This is a genomic window from Streptomyces sp. NPDC104309 (genome assembly GCF_055584025.1).
This window is the reverse complement of sequence record NZ_JBVJMV010000003.1, coordinates 484008-502167: the sequence shown is the minus strand read 5'-3', so window position 1 is coordinate 502167 and position 18160 is coordinate 484008. Positions and strand designations below refer to the sequence as shown.

Below are 18160 nucleotides of genomic sequence, written 5' to 3'. Positions count from 1 at the left end.
GGGTTCCGCCGGGACGACCGGGACCGGGATCGTGGGCCGCGCCGCGACGACGACCGTGGCGGGGTCCGTGGGCCGCGCCGCGACGACGACCGTGGTGGGCGTTCCGGGGGCGGGTTCGAGCGGCGGGACGACCGGCCGCGTGGGCCGCGCCGTGACGACGACACCCGTGATCGTGGGCCGCGCCGTGACGACGACAGCCGTGGCGGCGGCGGGTACCGGCGCGACGACAGCCGTGGCGGAGGCTACCGAGGCCAGCGGGACGATCGTGGTGGCCGGGGCGGTTACCGCGGGCGTGACGACCGTGGTGGGTACGAGCGGCGGGACGACCGGGACCGTGAGCCCATCAAGCGGCTTCCGATTCCGGAGGACGTCACCGGCGACGAGATCGACAAGGATGTGCGGCAGGAGCTGATGAGCCTGCCGAAGACCCTGGCCGAGGACGTCGCCAGGAACCTCGTCATGGTGGCCCGCCTGATCGACGAGGACCCCGAGCAGGCGTACGCGTACGCGCGGATCGCGCTGCGGCTGGCCTCGCGGGTTGCGGCCGTGCGTGAGGCGGCCGGGTTCGCCGCGTACGCGACGCAGAAGTACTCGGAGGCGCTGGCCGAGTTCCGCGCTGCCAAGCGGATGACCGGTTCCGTGGAGCTGTGGCCCGTCATGGCCGACTGCGAGCGTGGACTCGGGCGCCCCGAGCGGGCGATGGCGATGGCCGGCGAGCCCGAGGTGCAGAAGCTGGACAAGGCCGGTCAGGTCGAGATGCGTCTGGTGGCTGCCGGGGCCCGTCGGGACATGGGGCAGATCGACGCGGCCATCGTCACGCTGCAGAGCCCCGAACTGGCTTCGAACGCCGTGCACCCGTGGACGCCGCGACTGCGCTACGCGTACGCGGACGCGCTGCTGGCGGCGGGGCGCGAGGACGAGGCGCGTGAGTGGTTCGGGAAGGCGCTGGAGGCCGACAAGGACGGCGCCACCGATGCGTCGGACCGGCTCGCCGAACTGGATGGTGTCGAGTTCGTCGATGCTCTGGATGAGGACGACGAGGGTGAGAACGACGAGGGTGAGAACGACGGCGACCGGTCCTCGGCCGCCGCAGCGGACGACGACCAGGAGAAGGACCAGGGCGGTACGTCCGAGGCGTAAGGCATGAGAAAGGGCGGCACCTCTGCGGGGGTGCCGCCCTTTTGCCGTTGCGGGGTCAGTCGAGAGCGAGGCTTCGCAGGACCAGTCCGGTGGCCGGCTTGGGGCCGAAGGAGGTCGACTTGCGGGGCATGGTGACGCCCTGTCGGGCGAGGTCCCGGACGACTTCCTCGCGCACCGGATGCATCAGGACCGCCGTGGCGTTGTGGCGTTCGGCCTGTTCGACGGCGGCCGCGGTGTCGTGGATGTACGCGATGTGTTCGGGGGCGTCGGGGATCTGCCAGACGTGGTCGAGCAGAGACGCGTGCAGGACCGTCGCGTCGAGGGTCTGCCAGGCGGTCGGGCGATCGGCCGGAATCGTACGTGCCAGCAGGGCGGCGTCGGGGCGGTCGGCGAGGTGGAAGCGGCCGTCGCCCGCGAGCAGGAACGCGTTGCCTTCGATGGCCGCCTCGGCGAGTGCCTCCAGGGCCAGGGGAAGCGGGCCGTCGATGTCGCGGACGCGGAAGAGGCCGTTCAGCGCGGCGAGCGCGTCGGCGACGGGGAGGCGGTGCAGCAGCCGGTGGATGGCGCGGACCCGGAGCGGGTAGCGGGCCGTGTCGACGAGGAGGACCAGGCCGAAGTCCCAGGGGCCGGGAGCGGAATGCTCCTGTTGCAGCCGGAGATAGGTGGCCCAGCGGTGGTGGCCGTCGGCGATCAGGGCCTGGTGGTGGGCCAGATCGGCCTCGATCTCGGCTCGCTCGGCCGGATCGGTGACCGCCCACAGCCGGTGGCTGTAGCCGTCCTCGGTGGTGGTGGCGAGCAGCGGTGGATGCTCGATGGTCCGCTCGATGACGGCGGTCGTGCCCGAGACTTCCTCGTCGCCGCGGTAGGTGAGCAGCAGCGGTTCGAGATGGGCGGCCGTGGTGCGCATCAAATTGGCCCGGTCCTCGACGACGTGGGCCATCACGTCCTCGTGCGGCAGGACGATGCCTTCGGCGGGCGTGGAGAGTGCCAGTGCCCCGACGATGCCGCGTTGCAGGATCTCGGCGTCGCGCTGCTCGTAGACGTACAGCGCGGGCTCGGCATCCGGAGCGAGCACGCCCTCGGCCAGCCAGCGGTCCAGGGTCTCGGCGGCCTGCTTGTGGCGGGCCGCGGCGGTGTCGGCCTGCGGCAGGATCAGCCGGACGATGTTGTGCGGGTCCGCCGACTCCAGGTGATGCAGTCCGTCGGGGCGTACGACGACGTCGTACGGCGGCGAGGTCACCGCGGCGAGACTGCCGACCCGCTCGGGGACGTAACGCAGTCCACGGAACGGGGCCAGACGCAGTCCCTGGCCGGCCGGACCTGATGTGTTCATTTCTGCATCGTATGTGTGCTGCGGGGATGCGCGATGATCGGGACAGAAGCATGGAATGAGGAGCGCAAAGAATGAGTCAGGCGAGCAGGACCAGGCCGAGCGGCAGCCGCACCGCGTTGAACGAGGCGTACGACACGGCGCTGCTCGATCTCGACGGGGTGGTGTACGCGGGCGGTCATGCGATCGTCCACGCCGTCGACTCGCTGGGAGCGGCGCGGGAGGGCGGGATGCATCTGGCGTACGTGACCAACAACGCCCTGCGGACCCCGGCCGCGGTGGCCGAGCACCTGACCGACCTCGGGGTGCCGGCCGAGCCCGGCGATGTGATCACCTCGGCACAGGCGGTGGCGCGGCTGATGGCGGATCAGCTGCCTGCCGGGGCGCGGGTGCTGGTGGTGGGGGGCGAGGGGCTGCGCGTCGCACTGCGCGAGCGCGGACTGGTGCCGGTGGAATCGGCGGACGACGAGCCGGCCGCGGTGGCGCAGGGGTACGGCGGGCCCGACATGGCGTGGGGGCGGTTCGCCGAGGCGGCATACGCGATCGCGCGGGGGGTGCCGTGGTTCGCGTCCAACACGGATCTGACGATTCCGAGTGCGCGGGGGATCGCGCCGGGGAACGGTGCGGCGGTGGAGGTCGTACGGATCGCGACCGGGGCCGAGCCGCAGGTCGCCGGGAAGCCGTTGCCGCCGATGCACCGGGAGACGGTGCTGCGCACCGGGGCCGAGCGTCCGCTGGTGGTGGGGGACCGGCTGGACACGGACATCGAGGGTGCCTTCAACGGCGGTGTGGACTCACTGCTGGTGCTGACCGGGGTGACGGACGCGGCGCGGTTGCTGGCCGCCGGGCCGAAGCACCGGCCGACGTATGTAGACGCGGACCTTCGGGGGCTGCTGACCGGCCAGCCCGAGGTGACGCGGACGGGCGACGGATTCGGCTGTGGTGGCTGGACGGCGTCGGTGCGTGGTGACGACCTGGTGATCGAGGGGGACGGGGACGTACTCGACGGGCTGCGGGCACTCTGTGGGGCGGCGTGGTCGTACGCCGGGGACGGCTCGTGCGGGCTGGACGCCGCGAAGGCGGTCGCCAGGCTGGGGCTGTAGGAACGGCTCCCGGCGTTTCGAGGGCAAAGGAGGGTAGGCTAACCTAACTTCGTTCTGCTCGGTGTGCCGCTGTCCGGTCGGCCGACCCGCCCGTTCCCGGCGGGTGGGGCCGGGCTCGGGCCCACCCGCCGCCTGTGGTGAAGGACGGCCCTCGCCCGATCACCCCCGACTCCGGGAGTACGACCATGCAGCGCCTCACCGCGGACTCGGTGACCCTCGGCTACGACCAGCGGGTCATCGCGGAGAATCTCTCCGTCGAGATCCCCGACCACTCGTTCACGGTGATCGTCGGTCCCAACGCCTGTGGCAAGTCGACCCTGTTGCGCGCGCTCGCGCGGATGCTGAAGCCGAGCAGCGGACGGGTGCTCCTGGACGGGCAGGTGATCCACGGGATGCCCGCGAAGAAGGTGGCCAGGACGTTGGGACTGCTGCCGCAGTCCTCCGTCGCGCCGGACGGCATCACCGTCGCCGACCTCGTCGGGCGCGGCCGGTATCCGCATCAGGGGCTGCTGCGTCAGTGGTCGCCGGACGACGAGCGCATTGTCGAGGAATCGATGGCGGCGACCGGAGTCGACGCACTCGCAGATCGCTATGTCGACGAATTGTCCGGTGGGCAGCGGCAGCGTGTCTGGATCGCCATGGCGCTCGCCCAGCAGACGCCGCTCCTGCTGCTCGACGAGCCGACGACGTACCTCGACATCCAGCATCAGATCGATGTCCTCGACCTCTGCGCGGAACTGCACGAGGCGCAGGGGCGCACCCTGGTGGCCGTCCTGCATGATCTGAACCACGCCGCGCGGTACGCCACGCATCTCATCGCGATGCGGGACGGCGAAGTGATCGCCGAGGGGGCGCCGGGCGAGGTCGTCACCGCGGAGCTGGTGGAGCGGGTCTTCGGGCTGCGCTGCCAGGTCATCGACGATCCGGAGACCGGTACGCCGCTGGTGGTCCCGGCCGCGCGCAAGCCGCGGAGCGGCGGGGCGGGCACACGGGGCAAGGCGTCCGCCGGGGCCTCGACGGGGGGCTGACGGAACGAAGGTGACGGAACGAGCGGCCGCCCCGGCCGTGCCACAGGCCGGGGGAGGGGTCGGCGCGGTGGCTACAGCAGCGACCTGAGCCTCAGCAGGTCGCGGAGGCCGGCCTCCAGCCGGACCCGGCCCGTGCCCCATGCCTTGGCGAAGTTCAGCTCGCCGTCCACCATGGCCACCAGGTCGTCGCCGGACATCGCGAGCCGGATCTCGGCCTTCTCCCGGGGCGGGCCGTCGACCGTGTCCAGGACCTGGATCCGGCCATCGACCAGCCGCCCGGTGAAGGTGATGTCGAGGTCCTTGATGTGGCAGCTCAGTGAGCGGTCGAGGGCGGCCGCGCTGCGCACGTCGCCGTCGGCCCCCGCGAGGTTGCCGGAGAGTTTGTCGAGTGCGCTGCGGCACTCCGCCATGGTCGCCATCGTGACCGACGGTACCGTAGCCCTTCGCGGTAGCGTTTCCCGCATGAGCGACTCGATGCCGGGGCCCGGGGCGGTATACGGAACAGCGCCCGGAGCGGGGCCCGGGGAAGCGGCGCAGGGCCGGTCCGACGACGGCGCGGCCCCGGCCGCCGCGACCGCGTCCGAGCCCGCCGCACCCGCCCCCCTCGGTGTCGGACGCACTCCCACCGGCAACGCCGAGGTCGACGCGCGGCTGGAGCGTCTGGCCGATGCGGACCACCTCCCGGCGGAGGGGCACATCGAGGTGTACGAGGATGTACACCGTGGGTTGCGCGACGCGCTGACCGCGCTGGACGCCGCACCCGCACCCGCAACGATGCCCTCGTACAACCACAGGAGCTGAACCGAACGTGGCAGGAGTGACACGTCGCCGCCTCGACGCCGAGCTGGTACGCCGTGAGCTCGCCCGCTCGCGCGAGCATGCGAGCCAGCTGATCGCCGCGGGGCGGGTGACCGTCGGCGGCAACACCGCGACCAAAGCCGCGACGCAGGTGGAGACCAGCGCCGCCGTCGTCGTGATCAAGGACGACAGCGATCCCGAATACGTCTCGCGCGGCGGACACAAGCTCGCCGGGGCCCTCGCCGCCTTCGTACCCCTCGGGCTGAAGATCGAGGGGCGGCGGGCGCTGGACGCCGGGGCGTCGACCGGCGGCTTCACCGACGTACTGCTGCGGGCCGGCGCCGGTCATGTCGTCGCCGTCGACGTCGGCTACGGACAGCTCGCCTGGTCGCTGCAGTCCGACGAGCGCGTCACCGTCAAGGACCGTACCAACGTGCGTGAGCTGACCCTGGAGGCGATCGACGGGCAGCCGGTGGATCTGGTGGTCGGCGATCTGTCGTTCATCCCACTGGGGCTGGTCCTGCCCGCCCTGGCGGGCTGCGCGGCCCCCGACGCCGACCTGGTCCTCATGGTCAAGCCGCAGTTCGAGGTCGGCAAGGAGCGGCTCGGCAGCGGCGGTGTGGTGCGCAGCCCCGAACTGCGGGCCGAAGCGGTACGGGAGGTGGCGCGACGGGCCTGGGCGCTGGGCCTCGGTGTGCGGGGGGTGACGGCGAGCCCGCTGCCGGGGCCCGCCGGAAATGTCGAGTACTTTCTGTGGCTGCGGGCCGGAGCGCCCGAGCTCGACCCGGCGGATGTCGACCGTGCAGTGGCGGAGGGGCCTCGTTGACGACGAATGCGGCACGAACTGTCTTTCTTCTGGCGCACACCGGTCGCCCGGCCGCGATCCGCAGCGCCGAACTCGTCGTACAGGGACTGCTGCGCAGCGGCCTCGGTGTGCGGGTGCTGGCCACCGAGGCGGCCGATCTGCCGCTGCCGCCGTCCGTCGAGACGGTCACGGACACCACGCCCAGGGCCGTGGACGGCTGTGAGTTGCTGATCGTGCTCGGCGGGGACGGGACGCTGCTGCGCGGCGCCGAGTTCTCCCGTGCCTCCGGGGTGCCGATGCTCGGCGTCAACCTCGGCCGGGTCGGCTTCCTCGCCGAGGCCGAGCGGGACGACCTGGACAAGGTCGTCGACCGGGTCGTCACCCGGGCGTACCAGGTCGAGGAACGCATGACGCTCGATGTCGTCGTGCACAGCAACGGTGACGTCGTCCACACCGACTGGGCGCTCAACGAAGCGGCCGTGCAGAAGGTGTCGCCCGAGCGGATGCTGGAGGTCGTCCTGGAGATCGACGGCCGGCCGGTGACCGGGTTCGGCTGCGACGGGATCGTCTGCGCGACGCCGACCGGATCGACCGCCTACGCCTTCTCGGCGGGCGGTCCCGTCGTCTGGCCCGAGGTCGAGGCGCTGCTGATGGTGCCGATCAGCGCCCACGCGCTGTTCGCCAAGCCGCTGGTGACCTCGCCGGACTCGGTGCTGGCCGTCGAGGTCCAGCAGCACACCCCGCACGGGGTGCTGTGGTGCGACGGGCGCAGGACCGTGGAGCTGCCCTCGGGGGCGCGGGTCGAGGTGCGGCGCGGCGCGGTGCCCGTACGGCTGGCGCGGCTGCACCACGCCTCGTTCACGGACCGGCTGGTGGCGAAGTTCGCGCTGCCCGTCTCGGGGTGGCGGGGCGCGCCGCACTGACCGGCGGACATGCCTGCGCAGGCGGTGCGAATACTTCAGGAGCACACGGGAGAGTGAACCCCTGGGGGCGGGGTCCGTCGCACATCGCGGCCCGGACCTCGTAAGGTCATGTCCGTGTTGGAGGAGATGCGGATACGGTCGCTCGGAGTCATCGACGACGCGGTGGTCGAGCTGTCACCCGGTTTCACCGCGGTGACGGGTGAGACCGGCGCGGGCAAGACCATGGTCGTCACCAGCCTGGCGCTGTTGCTCGGCGGGCGTGCCGACCCCGCCCTCGTACGGATCGGGGCCAAGGCCGCCGTCGTCGAGGGACGGATCACGGTGTCCGAGGGCGAGGCCGTGGCCCTGCGGGCCGAGGAGGCCGGGGCCGAATTCGACGACGGCGCGCTGTTGATCAGCCGTACCGTCTCCGCGGAGGGGCGCTCCCGGGCGCATCTCGGCGGGAGATCGGTGCCGGTGGGGGTGCTCGCCGAACTGGCCGACGAACTCGTCGCCGTGCACGGCCAGACCGACCAGCAGGGGCTGCTCAAGCCCGCGCGGCAGCGACAGGCCCTGGACCGGTACGCGGGCGACGGCGTCGCCGTGCCGCACGCCGAGTACGCGACGGCGTACCAGCGGCTGCGGGCCGTCGTCACGGAGCTCGACGAGCTGACGACGCGCGCCCGCGAACGCGCCCAGGAAGCGGATCTGCTGCGTTTCGGGCTGGGCGAGATCGCCGGGGTCGAACCGTTGGCGGGCGAGGACGGTGACCTGGCCGCCGAGGCCGAACGGCTCGGTCACGCCGAAGCCCTCGCCTCCGCGGCGGCCCTCGCGCACACCGCGCTCGCGGGCAATCCGGAGGACCCGGAGGGCGTCGACGCGACGACCGTGGTCGCGGCCGCCGGGCGGTCCCTGGACGCCGTGCGGGCCCACGATCCGGCGCTGGCCGCGCTCGCCGACCGGATCGGCGAGATCTCGATCCTGCTCGCCGACGTGGGGGGTGAACTGGCCGGGTACGCCGACCAGCTGGACGCCGATCCGCTGCGGCTCGCGGCGGTGGAGGAGCGGCGCGCCGCGCTCACGGGGCTCACCCGCAAGTACGGCGAGGACATCACCGCCGTGCTCGCCTGGGCCCAGGAAGGCGCCGCCCGGCTCACCGAGCTGGAGGGCGACGACGACCGCATCGGCGAACTGACGGCGGAGCGCGACGCGCTGCGGGCCGAACTCTCGGGCCTCGGACAGGCGTTGACCGATGCACGTACGGGGGCGGCCGAGCGCTTCGCCGAGGCGGTCACTGCGGAGCTGGCCTCCCTCGCGATGCCGCACGCCCGGGTCTCCTTCGACATCCGGCAGACCGAGGCGGCCGACGAGGCCTCCGGCATCGAGGTCGGTGGGCGGAGCGTGGTCTACGGTCCGTCCGGCGCCGACGAGGTCGAGCTCCTGCTGGCCCCGCACCCGGGAGCCCAGCCGCGGCCGATCGCCAAGGGCGCGTCGGGCGGTGAGCTGTCCCGGGTGATGCTCGCCGTCGAGGTGGTCTTCGCCGGCTCCGACCCCGTCCCCACGTACCTCTTCGACGAGGTGGACGCGGGCGTCGGCGGCAAGGCCGCCGTGGAGGTCGGGCGGCGGCTGGCGAAGCTCGCCAGGTCCGCCCAGGTCGTCGTCGTCACGCACCTGCCGCAGGTGGCGGCCTTCGCCGACCGGCAGCTGCTGGTCGAGAAGACCGTCGACGGGTCGGTGACCAGCAGTGGGGTCACGGTCCTGGAGGGCGAGGACCGGGTACGGGAGCTGTCCCGGATGCTCGCCGGGCAGGAGGACTCGCAGACGGCGCGGGCCCATGCGGAGGAGCTGCTGGCGGCGGCGCGGGCGGACGGGTAGCCGGGGCTTCGCGGCCGGTCGCCGGGCGTCCTCGCCTTCCGGGGCGCCCGGCGGTTCGCGTACCGGACGGCCGTCGGACGGCTCCGGCGGGCCGCTGCGTAACCTGGCCCGTATGGGGGCAGCATGCAGCAGGGCCGTGGTGTCCGGTGCGGTCGCCGCCGCCGTCGCGGGGGGTGTCTACCGGGTGCTCCGGGCCCGGCCGCGCCGGCGCTGGCAGCGCACCAACTACGCGGGCCGTACCGTCGATCTGTACGCGGGCCCGGCCGTCGCCCTCGGAGCCGTGGCCGGAACAGCCGTCCTCCCGCTGCCTGCCCGCCCCAAGTGCGCCGCCGCGCTCGCCGTGCTCGCGGCCGGCGGCTGCGGTGCCTACGACGACCACGTCGGTGCGGACGATCCGCGCCGCGGGTTCCGGGCCCACCTGGGCGCGCTGTGGGGCGGCGAGGTGACCAGCGGCGCGGTGAAACTTCTCGGGATCGGGACCGCCGGGCTCGCGGCCGGCGCGCTGCTCAAGGAACGTCCCGTCGACCGGATCCTCGCCGGGGTCGTGATCGCCGCGACCGCGCACCTCGTCAATCTGACGGACGTACGGCCCGCCGCTGCCGCCGCCACCGTGCTCGCACTCGGGGCCCCGGGGCTGCCGGGGCCCGCGCTCGCCGTCGCGCCGATGGGCGCCGCGGCGGCCCTCGGCGCCGACGACCTGGGGGAGCGCACCATGATCGGGGACACCGGGGCGCATGCCCTGGGCGCCGCGCTCGGCGTCGCCGTCGCCGCAGGCCGCGGCCGGGCCTGTCTCGTCGCTCACACCGTGGGGCTCGTCGTGGCGACGGTCCACGGGGACCGGGTCAGCCGGCTCGTCCGGGTGCTGTGGGATCGCTGAGGGAGGAGGCCGGGACACGGGCGCGTCAACATTGCGCCACGGTCTCACCTGTACGAGTGGTAGGTCGCGACCGGTTGCTGTTGTATGCAGCGGGACAGTGGCCCGAATGTGCCGGAACGTGCGTACGGACTGGCATCCTTGGCGTGCCATCACCGCCGACTCGGGAGCCCCGGGAGCCATTCAACGTGTCACAGCTGCGTACGGTCCAAGTCCTGGGCGGCGGCAGCGCGGGCAGCAGTGCCCACGTCAGCTCGCTCACCGCGGGGCTGGTGGCGAGAGGCGTGCGCGTCACCGTCTGCGCCCCGGCCGAACTGGACCACGCCTACGACTTCTCCGGTGCGGGAGCCGACTTCGCCCCCGTACCGCGACGCAGTGACCCCACCGCCGTCGCCGCGCTGCGTACCGCGTGCCTGACCGCGGACGTGGTCCACGCGCACGGTCTGCACGCCGCAGTACGGGCCGCTCTCGCGCTCGGCGGCCGACGCGTCCCGCTGGTGGTCACCTGGCACGCCCGCGCGCATGCCGAAGGCGCCCGCAGTCGACTGCTGCATCTGATGGAGCGAAGAGCCGCCCGTGCGGCGGCAGTTGTGCTCGGCACGACATCGGACCTGGTCGACCGGGCGCGGCGCCGAGGAGCGCGTGACGCCCGGCTCTCGCCGGTCTCGGCCCCCGTGCCGCCGCTGCCCGCAGTCGTCCACGAGGGCAAGGTGCGGGCCGAACTCGGCGTGACGGAACGTCCGTTGATCGTGTCGCACGGAAGTCTCGTGCCGCACCACGGGTACGACACGCTGCTCGACGCCGCACGGATGTGGCGCCGGCTCGACCCCGCACCGCTGCTGGTCATCGCGGGGGAGGGGCGGGAACGGGCGGCCCTGCAGCGCCGGATCAGGGACGAGGAGCTGCCCGTCCGGCTCATCGGCAGCCGTGACGACATCGCGGAACTGCTCGCCGTCGCCGATCTGGCCGTGCTGTCCAGCCGGTGGGAGGCGCGCTCGGTGCTGGCCCAGGGGGCGCTGAGGCTCGGCGTCCCGCTGGTCGCCACCGCGGTCGGAGGCGTACCCGAACTCGTCGGCGACGGGGCGGAGCTGGTGCCGTGCGGCAACGCGGAGGCGCTCGCGCGGGCGGTCGTCAGGCTGCTCGGTGATCCGGAGCGGCGTGAGCAGTTGGTGGCCGCGGGGCGCGCGCAGGCCGCCGACTGGCCGACGGAGGACGACACGATCGCGCAAGTCCTCGCCGTCTACGACGAGTTGACGCAGCCGCTGGCGGTGGCCCGGACGCGGTGAGCGTTCCCCTGCCGCGCTCCTACGGTCCGGGCCATGGGGTTGCGACGGTGTGGTGCCGGGCCACGGGGTTGCGACGGTGTGGTGCCGGGCCACGGGGCTACGACGTGTGGCGGCGGGCCAGGGGCTACGACGTGTGGCGCCGGGCCCGGAGTGCCAGGCTCAGGGCCAGGACCGCCTGGGGGTCGTCGAGGTCGGTGCCGAGCAGCTCGCCGATGCGGGCCAGCCGGTTGTACAACGTCTGCCGGTTCAGATGGAGTTCGCGTGCCGTCTCCGCCTTGCGGCCCGCGTGGGCCAGGTACGTCTCCAGCGTCGGCAGCAGCGGAGGGCGCGAGCTGCGGTCGTGGTCGCGCAGCGGGCCGATCGCCCGGTCCACGAACGCGGCCAGATCCGGGTGGTCCCGCAGCCGCCAGAGCAGCAGATCGATGTCCAGCCGCCGGGCGTCGTACCAGGGCCGGTCGCTGAGCCCCTGCGCGGCCGTCGCCGTCTCCGCGGCGTGCCGCAGCCCGGCACCGGCCGCGGCCCAGCCGCCGGCCACGCCCACCACCACGACCGGCGGATGCGATCCGGCCCGCTCCAGACCGGCGCGTTCCACACCGGCCCGCAACGCCGCCGCGACCCGGTCCGCGACCGCCGTGCGCTCCGTCTCGGACCGCAGCCCCAGCAACACCGGAACCCGGCCTTCCACGGGCCGTACGCCGAGCAGCACCGGCACGCCCACCGACGAGAGCTCCTCCAGCACGGCCCGCGCCAGCAGCGCCCAGTTCCCCGACACGGACAGCTCGGGGGCCAGCCGCATCACCACCGGCAGCAGCGGCGTCCCGCCCGGTTTGAAGCCCAGCACGCGGGCCTGTGCCGGGGCGTCCTCCGGAGTGATCCGGCCCTCCGCGAGATCCGTCAGGAAGTCGCCCCGGCCACGCGCCGCGAGCTCCTCCTCCTGACGGGCCTGCATCAGCACGACGGCGAGGATCCCCGCCGCCCGTTCCGCCGCCATCCGGTGCACCGTCACCAGCGGTGCGGACACGGCCAGCAGCACCAGCCTGGCCCGTACCGAACCGGTTCCCGGGCCGCCGCCCGGCACGTCCACCAGCACCGAACCCGTGGGCGGCGCCTCGCGGGCCGCCCGGCCGCCGCGCATTCCGTCCCACACCTGGAGCGGATCGGCGGACACCGGGCCGGACCCGGGGCCGGCCGCGTACAGCAGTTGGCCGTCCGCCGTCTCCAGGAAGACCGGGTTGGCCGCGAAGTCCGCCAGGATGCCCAGCACCTGAGGCACCCCGCCACCGCCGAGGAGCGCCTCCGTACACCTGCGGTGCACGTCTTCGGCCTGCCGCAGCAGGGCGTAGTGGCCGTTGACGATCTCGGTGTGTATCTCCTCGGTCACCGTCACGAACGGCACCTCGCGGTGCAACTGCACCAGCGGCAGGCCGGCCGCGCGGGCGGCGTCCACGATCGATGCGGGCAGTCTGCTGAAGCGCGGGCCGAGCTCCACCACCAGGGCGGCGATCCCGCGGTCGGCGAGCCTGCGGACGAAGGCGCGCTGCTCCGCGGGTCGGGTGCCGAGCCCCAGTCCGGTGGTGAGCAGCAGCTCACCGCCCTTGAGCAGCGAAGCGATGTTCGGGACCTCGCCCGCGTGCACCCAGCGCACCGTACGGTTCAGCCGGTCCGCACCGGCCACCACCTCCGGGAGTCCGCTGCGCAGCCCCGGCAGCTCAAGGGCTCGCTGCACGGTGATTCCGCCTTGCGTCTCCACTGGCTCTGGCCTCGCGTTTCCATTCGGGTCGGACGGGGGGTCGTCCTGATTCAGGACGGTACCGGCCCCGGGCGAGGGAGGCGCGGTCGGGGAGGTGCCGGGGGAGTTCGCCGACCGGGAGCGGCGGTCCTGATCTGCCGCTTTCGGCCTGCCCGGGGACATGGAATCACGGTTGACACGGGTCGGGGCCGCTGCGATCTTGTGACCGCCGCGCGGTACGGGCCGCGTGGCTCTCCTACCCGGACCTGGACCTGGAGCAGACGTGGGCGACGACGTATCGGCGTACGCAGGCCGGGAGGACCTTCCCGGCCCGCTGGTCGGGGCCGACTGGCTCGCGCCGCGGCTGGGCGAGCCGGGACTGGTGGTCCTGGACGCTTCCGTGGGCGCGCACCGGGGCTCCGGGCGGCGGATCCCGGGAGCGCGGCCCTTCGACATCGACGGGGCACTGTCCGACCACTCCGGACCACTGCCCCACACGATGCCCGACGCCCGCCGGTTCACCGAGGAGCTGCGCTCCCTCGGCGTCCACGACACCGACACCGTCGTCGTCTACGACGGGGCGGGCATCTACTCCAGCCCGCGTGCCTGGTGGATGCTGCGCGCGATGGACTTCGACCGGGCCGCGGTGCTCGACGGCGGCCTGCCCGCCTGGGCGGAGGCCGGGCTGCCGCTGGAGAGCGCCCGGTCCGCGCCTGCCGTGGAGCGCGGCGACTTCACGGCCCGGCCGCGCGCGGGACGGATCGTGGGCAGCGACGAGGTGGTGGCGGCCCTGGCCGACCCCGCAGCGGTGGTCTTCGACGCCCGCTCCGGGGAGCGGTACTCCGGCGTGGTCGCCGAGCCACGGCCGGGACTGCGCGCCGGCCACATGCCGGGGGCGGTCAATCTGCCCTTCGGCGAGCTCCAGCGCGACGGCCGGATGCGCCCGGCGGAGGAGCTGCGCGCCGTGTTCGCCGCCCTCGCCGGGGACCGGCAACGGCTGTTCTTCAGCTGCGGATCGGGCGTCACCGCCTGCGTGCTGACGCTCGGGGCGGAGCTGGCCGGGTACCGCGAGCCGGCCGTGTACGACGGGTCCTGGAGCGAATGGGGGCGGCCTTCGGAGCTGCCCGTCGTGACCGGGGCGGAGAGCGCCGGGCAGCCGCGCTGACAGGGCTCGCCGCACCCCTTTGGGCGCACCCGGAACCGGAGCAGGGCAGGTCCTGCCGGCGAACGGAGGCGAACGCAAGGGGGGCGGACACCGCTCGTGCGATGCCCGCCCGAACGCAAGGGGGGCGGACACCGCTCGCGCGATGCCCGCCCCCTTCCCGAGGTCAGCCGACGTACGCTCCGCTCGCCGTCAGGCGCAGCGCCGTGTCGATCAGCGGCACGTGGCTGAACGCCTGCGGGAAGTTCCCCACCTGGCGCTGCAGACGGGAATCCCACTCCTCCGCGAGCAGCCCCAGATCGTTGCGCAGGGACAGCAGCCGCTCGAAGAGCTGGCGTGCCTCGTCGACCCGGCCGATCATCGCCAGGTCGTCGGCCAGCCAGAACGAGCAGGCCAGGAACGCGCCCTCGTCGCCCTCCAGACCGTCGACGCCGGCGTCCTCGCCCTTGGTGGGGTAGCGCAGCACGAAGCCGTCCTCGGTGGACAGCTCGCGCTGGATCGCCTCGATCGTGCCGATCACGCGCTTGTCGTCGGGCGGCAGGAATCCCATCTGGGGGATCAGCAGGAGGGAGGCGTCCAGCTCCTGCGATCCGTAGGACTGCGTGAAGGTGTTGCGTTCCTTGTCGTAGCCCCGGTCGCAGACATCGCGGTGGATTTCGTCACGCAGCGCGCGCCACCGTTCCAGGGGTCCCTCCGCGTCACCGGACTCGATCAGCTTGATGGTGCGGTCGACGGCGACCCAGGCCATCACCTTGGAGTGGACGAAGTGGCGGCGCGGGCCGCGCACCTCCCAGATGCCCTCGTCCGGCTCGTCCCAGTGCTTCTCCAGGTACTCGATCAGCTTGAGCTGGAGGCCCGTGGCGTAGTCGTTGCGGGTCAGGCCCGTCATGTGGGCCAGATGCAGCGCCTCGGTGACCTCGCCGTACACGTCCAGCTGGAGCTGGCCCGCGGCGCCGTTGCCGACCCGGACCGGGCCGGAGTTCTCGTAACCGGGCAGCCAGTCCAGCTCGGCCTCGCCCAGCTCGCGCTCGCCCGCGATGCCGTACATGATCTGCAGGTTCTCCGGGTCCCCGGCGACCGCCCGCAGCAGCCACTCCCGCCAGGCGCGGGCCTCCTCGCGGTATCCGGTGCGCAGCAGGGAGGAGAGGGTGATCGCGGCGTCGCGCAGCCAGGTGTAGCGGTAGTCCCAGTTCCGGGAGCCGCCGATGTCCTCGGGCAGCGACGTGGTCGGCGCGGCGACGATGCCGCCGGTCGGCGCGTACGTCAGGGCCTTGAGGGTGATCAGGGAGCGGACCACGGCCTCGCGGTAGGGCCCGTGGTAGGTGCACTGTTCGACCCATTCACGCCAGAAGTCCGCGGTCGCGTCCAGCGAACCCTCCGGGTCCGGCAGGCCCGGCGGCTCGTGGTGCGAGGGCTGCCAGCTGATCGTGAACGCGATCCGGTCACCCGGCGCGACCGTGAAATCGGAGTACGTCGTCAGGTTCTCGCCGAAGGTGTCGGCGGGGGTGTCCAGCCAGACGGAGTCCGGGCCGGCGACGGCGACCGTACGGCCGTCGACCTTGTGCACCCACGGCGTGACCCGCCCGTAGCTGAACCGCATGCGCAGCTCGGAGCGCATCGGCACCCGGCCACTGATTCCCTCCACGATCCGGATCACCTGCGGGGCACCGTCACGCGGCGGCATGAAATCGGTCACTCGGACCGTTCCACGCGGGGTGTCCCATTCCGATTCCAGGATCAGGGAATCCCCGCGGTAGCGACGGCGGTCGGCGGAGGGCGGCTCGGCCCCCTCCTCCCGCGCTGGTCCCAGGCGCCAGAAGCCGTGCTCCTCAGTACCCAGAAGTCCCGCAAAAACGGCATGCGAATCGAAGCGGGGAAGGCACAGCCAGTCGACTGTGCCGTCCCGGCAGACCAGGGCGGCGGTCTGCATGTCTCCGATAAGTGCGTAATCCTCGATGCGCCCGGCCACGTGCATCTCCAGTCGAACGGCCTTGTCACCCCGTAGGGCATTACTGCGGGTCAAGAGGTCGTCGCAAGGGGTTGTTGTGGGGGAACCTGCGTGCTCGGAACCTCGCCCGCAGCGAGTGTCCGAGCAGGATACGACGCACCCGGGTGATCTGCGCGCCCGTCTCATCAACGAGTCTGCGCCGAACGGGTGGGGCGTGAGGGGCTTGAGATGATCTTGTGTGGTGAGTGGGCGGGGTGTGGCCGGAAGCAGCCTCCCCGGGTCGCTGATACCCTGGTAGCCCGTGGACCGGTGGTCGTCCGCAAGAGCGGACGAGGCCCCCGAACCCGCAGCGACGGCACCTCCGGAACGACCGGACGGCAACGCCGGTACGCACCTCACGATCGCGACCACGGGAGCCCCCTTTGGCTATGCAGCCCACATCCACGACGACCAAGCACATCTTCGTCACCGGGGGTGTCGCCTCTTCCCTCGGCAAGGGTCTGACTGCCTCCAGCCTCGGCGCCCTGCTCAAGGCGCGCGGACTCCGGGTCACCATGCAGAAGCTCGACCCCTACCTGAACGTCGACCCGGGCACGATGAACCCGTTCCAGCACGGTGAGGTGTTCGTCACCAACGACGGCGCCGAGACCGACCTGGACATCGGCCATTACGAGCGCTTCCTCGACGTCGACCTCGACGGCTCCGCCAACGTCACCACCGGGCAGGTCTACTCCCAGGTGATCGCCAAGGAGCGGCGCGGCGAGTACCTCGGTGACACCGTGCAGGTCATCCCGCACATCACCAACGAGATCAAGCACCGCATCCGCCGCATGGCCACCGACGACGTCGACGTCGTTATCACCGAGGTCGGCGGCACGGTCGGTGACATCGAGTCGCTGCCGTTCCTGGAGACCGTCCGCCAGGTCCGCCACGAGGTCGGCCGGGACAACGTCTTCGTCGTGCACATCTCGCTGCTGCCCTACATCGGCCCGTCCGGCGAGCTCAAGACCAAGCCGACCCAGCACTCCGTCGCCGCGCTGCGCAACATCGGCATCCAGCCCGACGCCATCGTGCTCCGCGCCGACCGTGACGTGCCGACCGCCATCAAGCGCAAGATCTCGCTGATGTGCGACGTCGACGAGGCCGCCGTGGTGGCCTGCGTGGACGCCAAGTCGATCTACGACATCCCCAAGGTGCTGCACACCGAGGGCCTGGACGCCTACGTCGTGCGCAAGCTCGACCTGCCGTTCCGCGACGTCGACTGGACCACCTGGGACGACCTGCTGGACCGCGTCCACAACCCCGACCACGAGGTCACCGTCGCGCTCGTCGGCAAGTACATCGACCTGCCCGACGCCTATCTCTCGGTCACCGAGGCCATCCGGGCCGGCGGCTTCGCGAACAAGGCCCGGGTCAAGGTCAAGTGGGTCGCCTCCGACGACTGCAAGACCCCGGCCGGCGCCGCCAGGCAGCTCTCCGACGTGGACGCGATCTGCGTCCCGGGCGGCTTCGGCGACCGCGGTGTCAACGGCAAGATCGGCGCCATCCAGTACGCCCGTGAGAACAAGGTGCCGCTGCTCGGCCTCTGCCTCGGCCTCCAGTGCATCGTGATCGAGGCGGCGCGCAACCTCGCCGAGATCCCCGACGCCAACTCCACCGAGTTCGACGCCGCCACCTCCCACCCCGTCATCTCGACGATGGAGGAGCAGCTCGCGTACGTCGAGGGCGCGGGCGACCTCGGCGGCACCATGCGGCTCGGCCTGTACCCGGCGAAGCTCGCCGAGGGCTCGCTGGTCCGTGAGGCGTACGACGACCAGCCGTACGTGGAGGAGCGTCACCGCCACCGCTACGAGGTCAACAACGCCTACCGGGCCGAGCTGGAGAAGAAGGCCGGTCTGGTCTTCTCCGGCACCTCCCCGGACAACAAGCTCGTCGAGTACGTCGAGTACCCGCGCGAGATCCACCCCTACCTGGTCGCCACCCAGGCGCACCCGGAGCTCCGCTCCCGCCCGACCCGCCCGCACCCGCTCTTCGCGGGCCTGGTGAAGGCCGCCGTCGAGCGCAGGACGGGCGCCGCCGCCGGGGCCGGGCAGACCGCCGCGTCGGGCAAGTAGTCCGGCGGTACGCAGGCGTTAACGTTGACCGGGGTACGGATCCACTGTGGATGCGTGCCCCGGTTC

General features: G+C 72.6%; 15 protein-coding genes. 11 read left to right on the top strand and 4 right to left on the bottom strand.

Annotated features, from left to right (window positions below):
* Positions 1-411 precede the first annotated feature (411 nt).
* Complete coding sequence (locus ACZ68L_RS06315; RefSeq protein WP_469574586.1) at positions 412-1140, top strand: tetratricopeptide repeat protein; 729 nt, start codon at positions 412-414, stop codon at positions 1138-1140.
* A gap of 55 nt (positions 1141-1195) precedes the next feature.
* Here ACZ68L_RS06315 and ACZ68L_RS06310 read toward each other — a convergent pair whose 3' ends face one another.
* Complete coding sequence (locus tag ACZ68L_RS06310) at positions 1196-2473, bottom strand: DUF1015 family protein (RefSeq protein WP_469574556.1); 1278 nt, start codon at positions 2471-2473, stop codon at positions 1196-1198.
* A 71-nt stretch (positions 2474-2544) separates the two neighbouring features.
* On the opposite strand from ACZ68L_RS06310, the gene ACZ68L_RS06305 reads away from it, so the two are divergent.
* Together ACZ68L_RS06305 and ACZ68L_RS06300 are read left to right on the top strand one after the other, a co-directional pair.
* The gene (locus tag ACZ68L_RS06305) at positions 2545-3573 is read left to right on the top strand and encodes an HAD hydrolase-like protein (protein WP_469574555.1); all 1029 of its coding nucleotides are present in this window, start codon (positions 2545-2547) and stop codon (positions 3571-3573) included.
* A 185-nt stretch (positions 3574-3758) separates the two neighbouring features.
* On the top strand, positions 3759-4601 hold the full coding sequence (locus tag ACZ68L_RS06300) for an ABC transporter ATP-binding protein (protein WP_469574554.1): 843 nt from the start codon (positions 3759-3761) through the stop codon (positions 4599-4601).
* A 71-nt stretch (positions 4602-4672) separates the two neighbouring features.
* On the opposite strand, the gene ACZ68L_RS06295 is transcribed toward ACZ68L_RS06300, so the two are convergent.
* Positions 4673-5020, bottom strand: a complete 348-nt coding sequence (locus ACZ68L_RS06295; RefSeq protein WP_469574552.1) for an SCP2 sterol-binding domain-containing protein — start codon at positions 5018-5020, stop codon at positions 4673-4675.
* Between the two features lie 43 nt (positions 5021-5063).
* Here ACZ68L_RS06295 and ACZ68L_RS06290 point away from each other — a divergent pair, with 43 nt between their 5' ends.
* The 6 genes from ACZ68L_RS06290 (at position 5064) to ACZ68L_RS06265 (ending at position 11141) form a co-directional block, all read left to right on the top strand.
* On the top strand, positions 5064-5402 hold the full coding sequence (locus tag ACZ68L_RS06290; RefSeq protein WP_469574551.1) for a hypothetical protein: 339 nt from the start codon (positions 5064-5066) through the stop codon (positions 5400-5402).
* A gap of 7 nt (positions 5403-5409) precedes the next feature.
* Positions 5410-6225: a TlyA family RNA methyltransferase gene (locus ACZ68L_RS06285; protein ID WP_361454207.1), complete on the top strand. Its 816-nt coding sequence runs from the start codon at positions 5410-5412 to the stop codon at positions 6223-6225.
* Complete coding sequence (locus ACZ68L_RS06280; RefSeq protein ID WP_469574549.1) at positions 6222-7127, top strand: NAD kinase; 906 nt, start codon at positions 6222-6224, stop codon at positions 7125-7127. The genes ACZ68L_RS06285 and ACZ68L_RS06280 overlap by 4 nt, the downstream gene beginning before the upstream one ends.
* Before the next feature lie 108 nt (positions 7128-7235).
* Positions 7236-8981 carry a DNA repair protein RecN gene (gene recN, locus ACZ68L_RS06275; protein ID WP_469574548.1) on the top strand — a complete coding sequence of 582 codons (1746 nt, stop codon included), beginning with the start codon at positions 7236-7238 and terminating at the stop codon, positions 8979-8981.
* Positions 8982-9093: 112 nt separating this feature from the next.
* Entirely contained in the window at positions 9094-9858 is a 765-nt protein-coding gene (locus ACZ68L_RS06270; protein ID WP_469574547.1) for a hypothetical protein, read from the top strand.
* Between the two features lie 185 nt (positions 9859-10043).
* Positions 10044-11141: a glycosyltransferase family 4 protein gene (locus ACZ68L_RS06265; protein ID WP_469574546.1), complete on the top strand. Its 1098-nt coding sequence runs from the start codon at positions 10044-10046 to the stop codon at positions 11139-11141.
* Between the two features lie 124 nt (positions 11142-11265).
* On the opposite strand, the gene ACZ68L_RS06260 is transcribed toward ACZ68L_RS06265, so the two are convergent.
* Positions 11266-12891 (bottom strand): PucR family transcriptional regulator, encoded by a 1626-nt coding sequence (locus ACZ68L_RS06260; RefSeq protein WP_469574543.1) that lies wholly within the window; start codon positions 12889-12891, stop codon positions 11266-11268.
* A gap of 262 nt (positions 12892-13153) precedes the next feature.
* Here ACZ68L_RS06260 and ACZ68L_RS06255 point away from each other — a divergent pair, with 262 nt between their 5' ends.
* On the top strand, positions 13154-14035 hold the full coding sequence (locus tag ACZ68L_RS06255; RefSeq protein WP_469574542.1) for a sulfurtransferase: 882 nt from the start codon (positions 13154-13156) through the stop codon (positions 14033-14035).
* Positions 14036-14198: 163 nt separating this feature from the next.
* On the opposite strand, the gene ACZ68L_RS06250 is transcribed toward ACZ68L_RS06255, so the two are convergent.
* Positions 14199-16001: a glycoside hydrolase family 15 protein gene (locus ACZ68L_RS06250; RefSeq protein ID WP_469574541.1), complete on the bottom strand. Its 1803-nt coding sequence runs from the start codon at positions 15999-16001 to the stop codon at positions 14199-14201.
* A 407-nt stretch (positions 16002-16408) separates the two neighbouring features.
* Between ACZ68L_RS06250 and ACZ68L_RS06245 the strand changes: the two genes are divergently transcribed.
* Positions 16409-18094 (top strand): CTP synthase, encoded by a 1686-nt coding sequence (locus ACZ68L_RS06245; protein ID WP_469574539.1) that lies wholly within the window; start codon positions 16409-16411, stop codon positions 18092-18094.
* Positions 18095-18160: the final 66 nt, after the last annotated feature.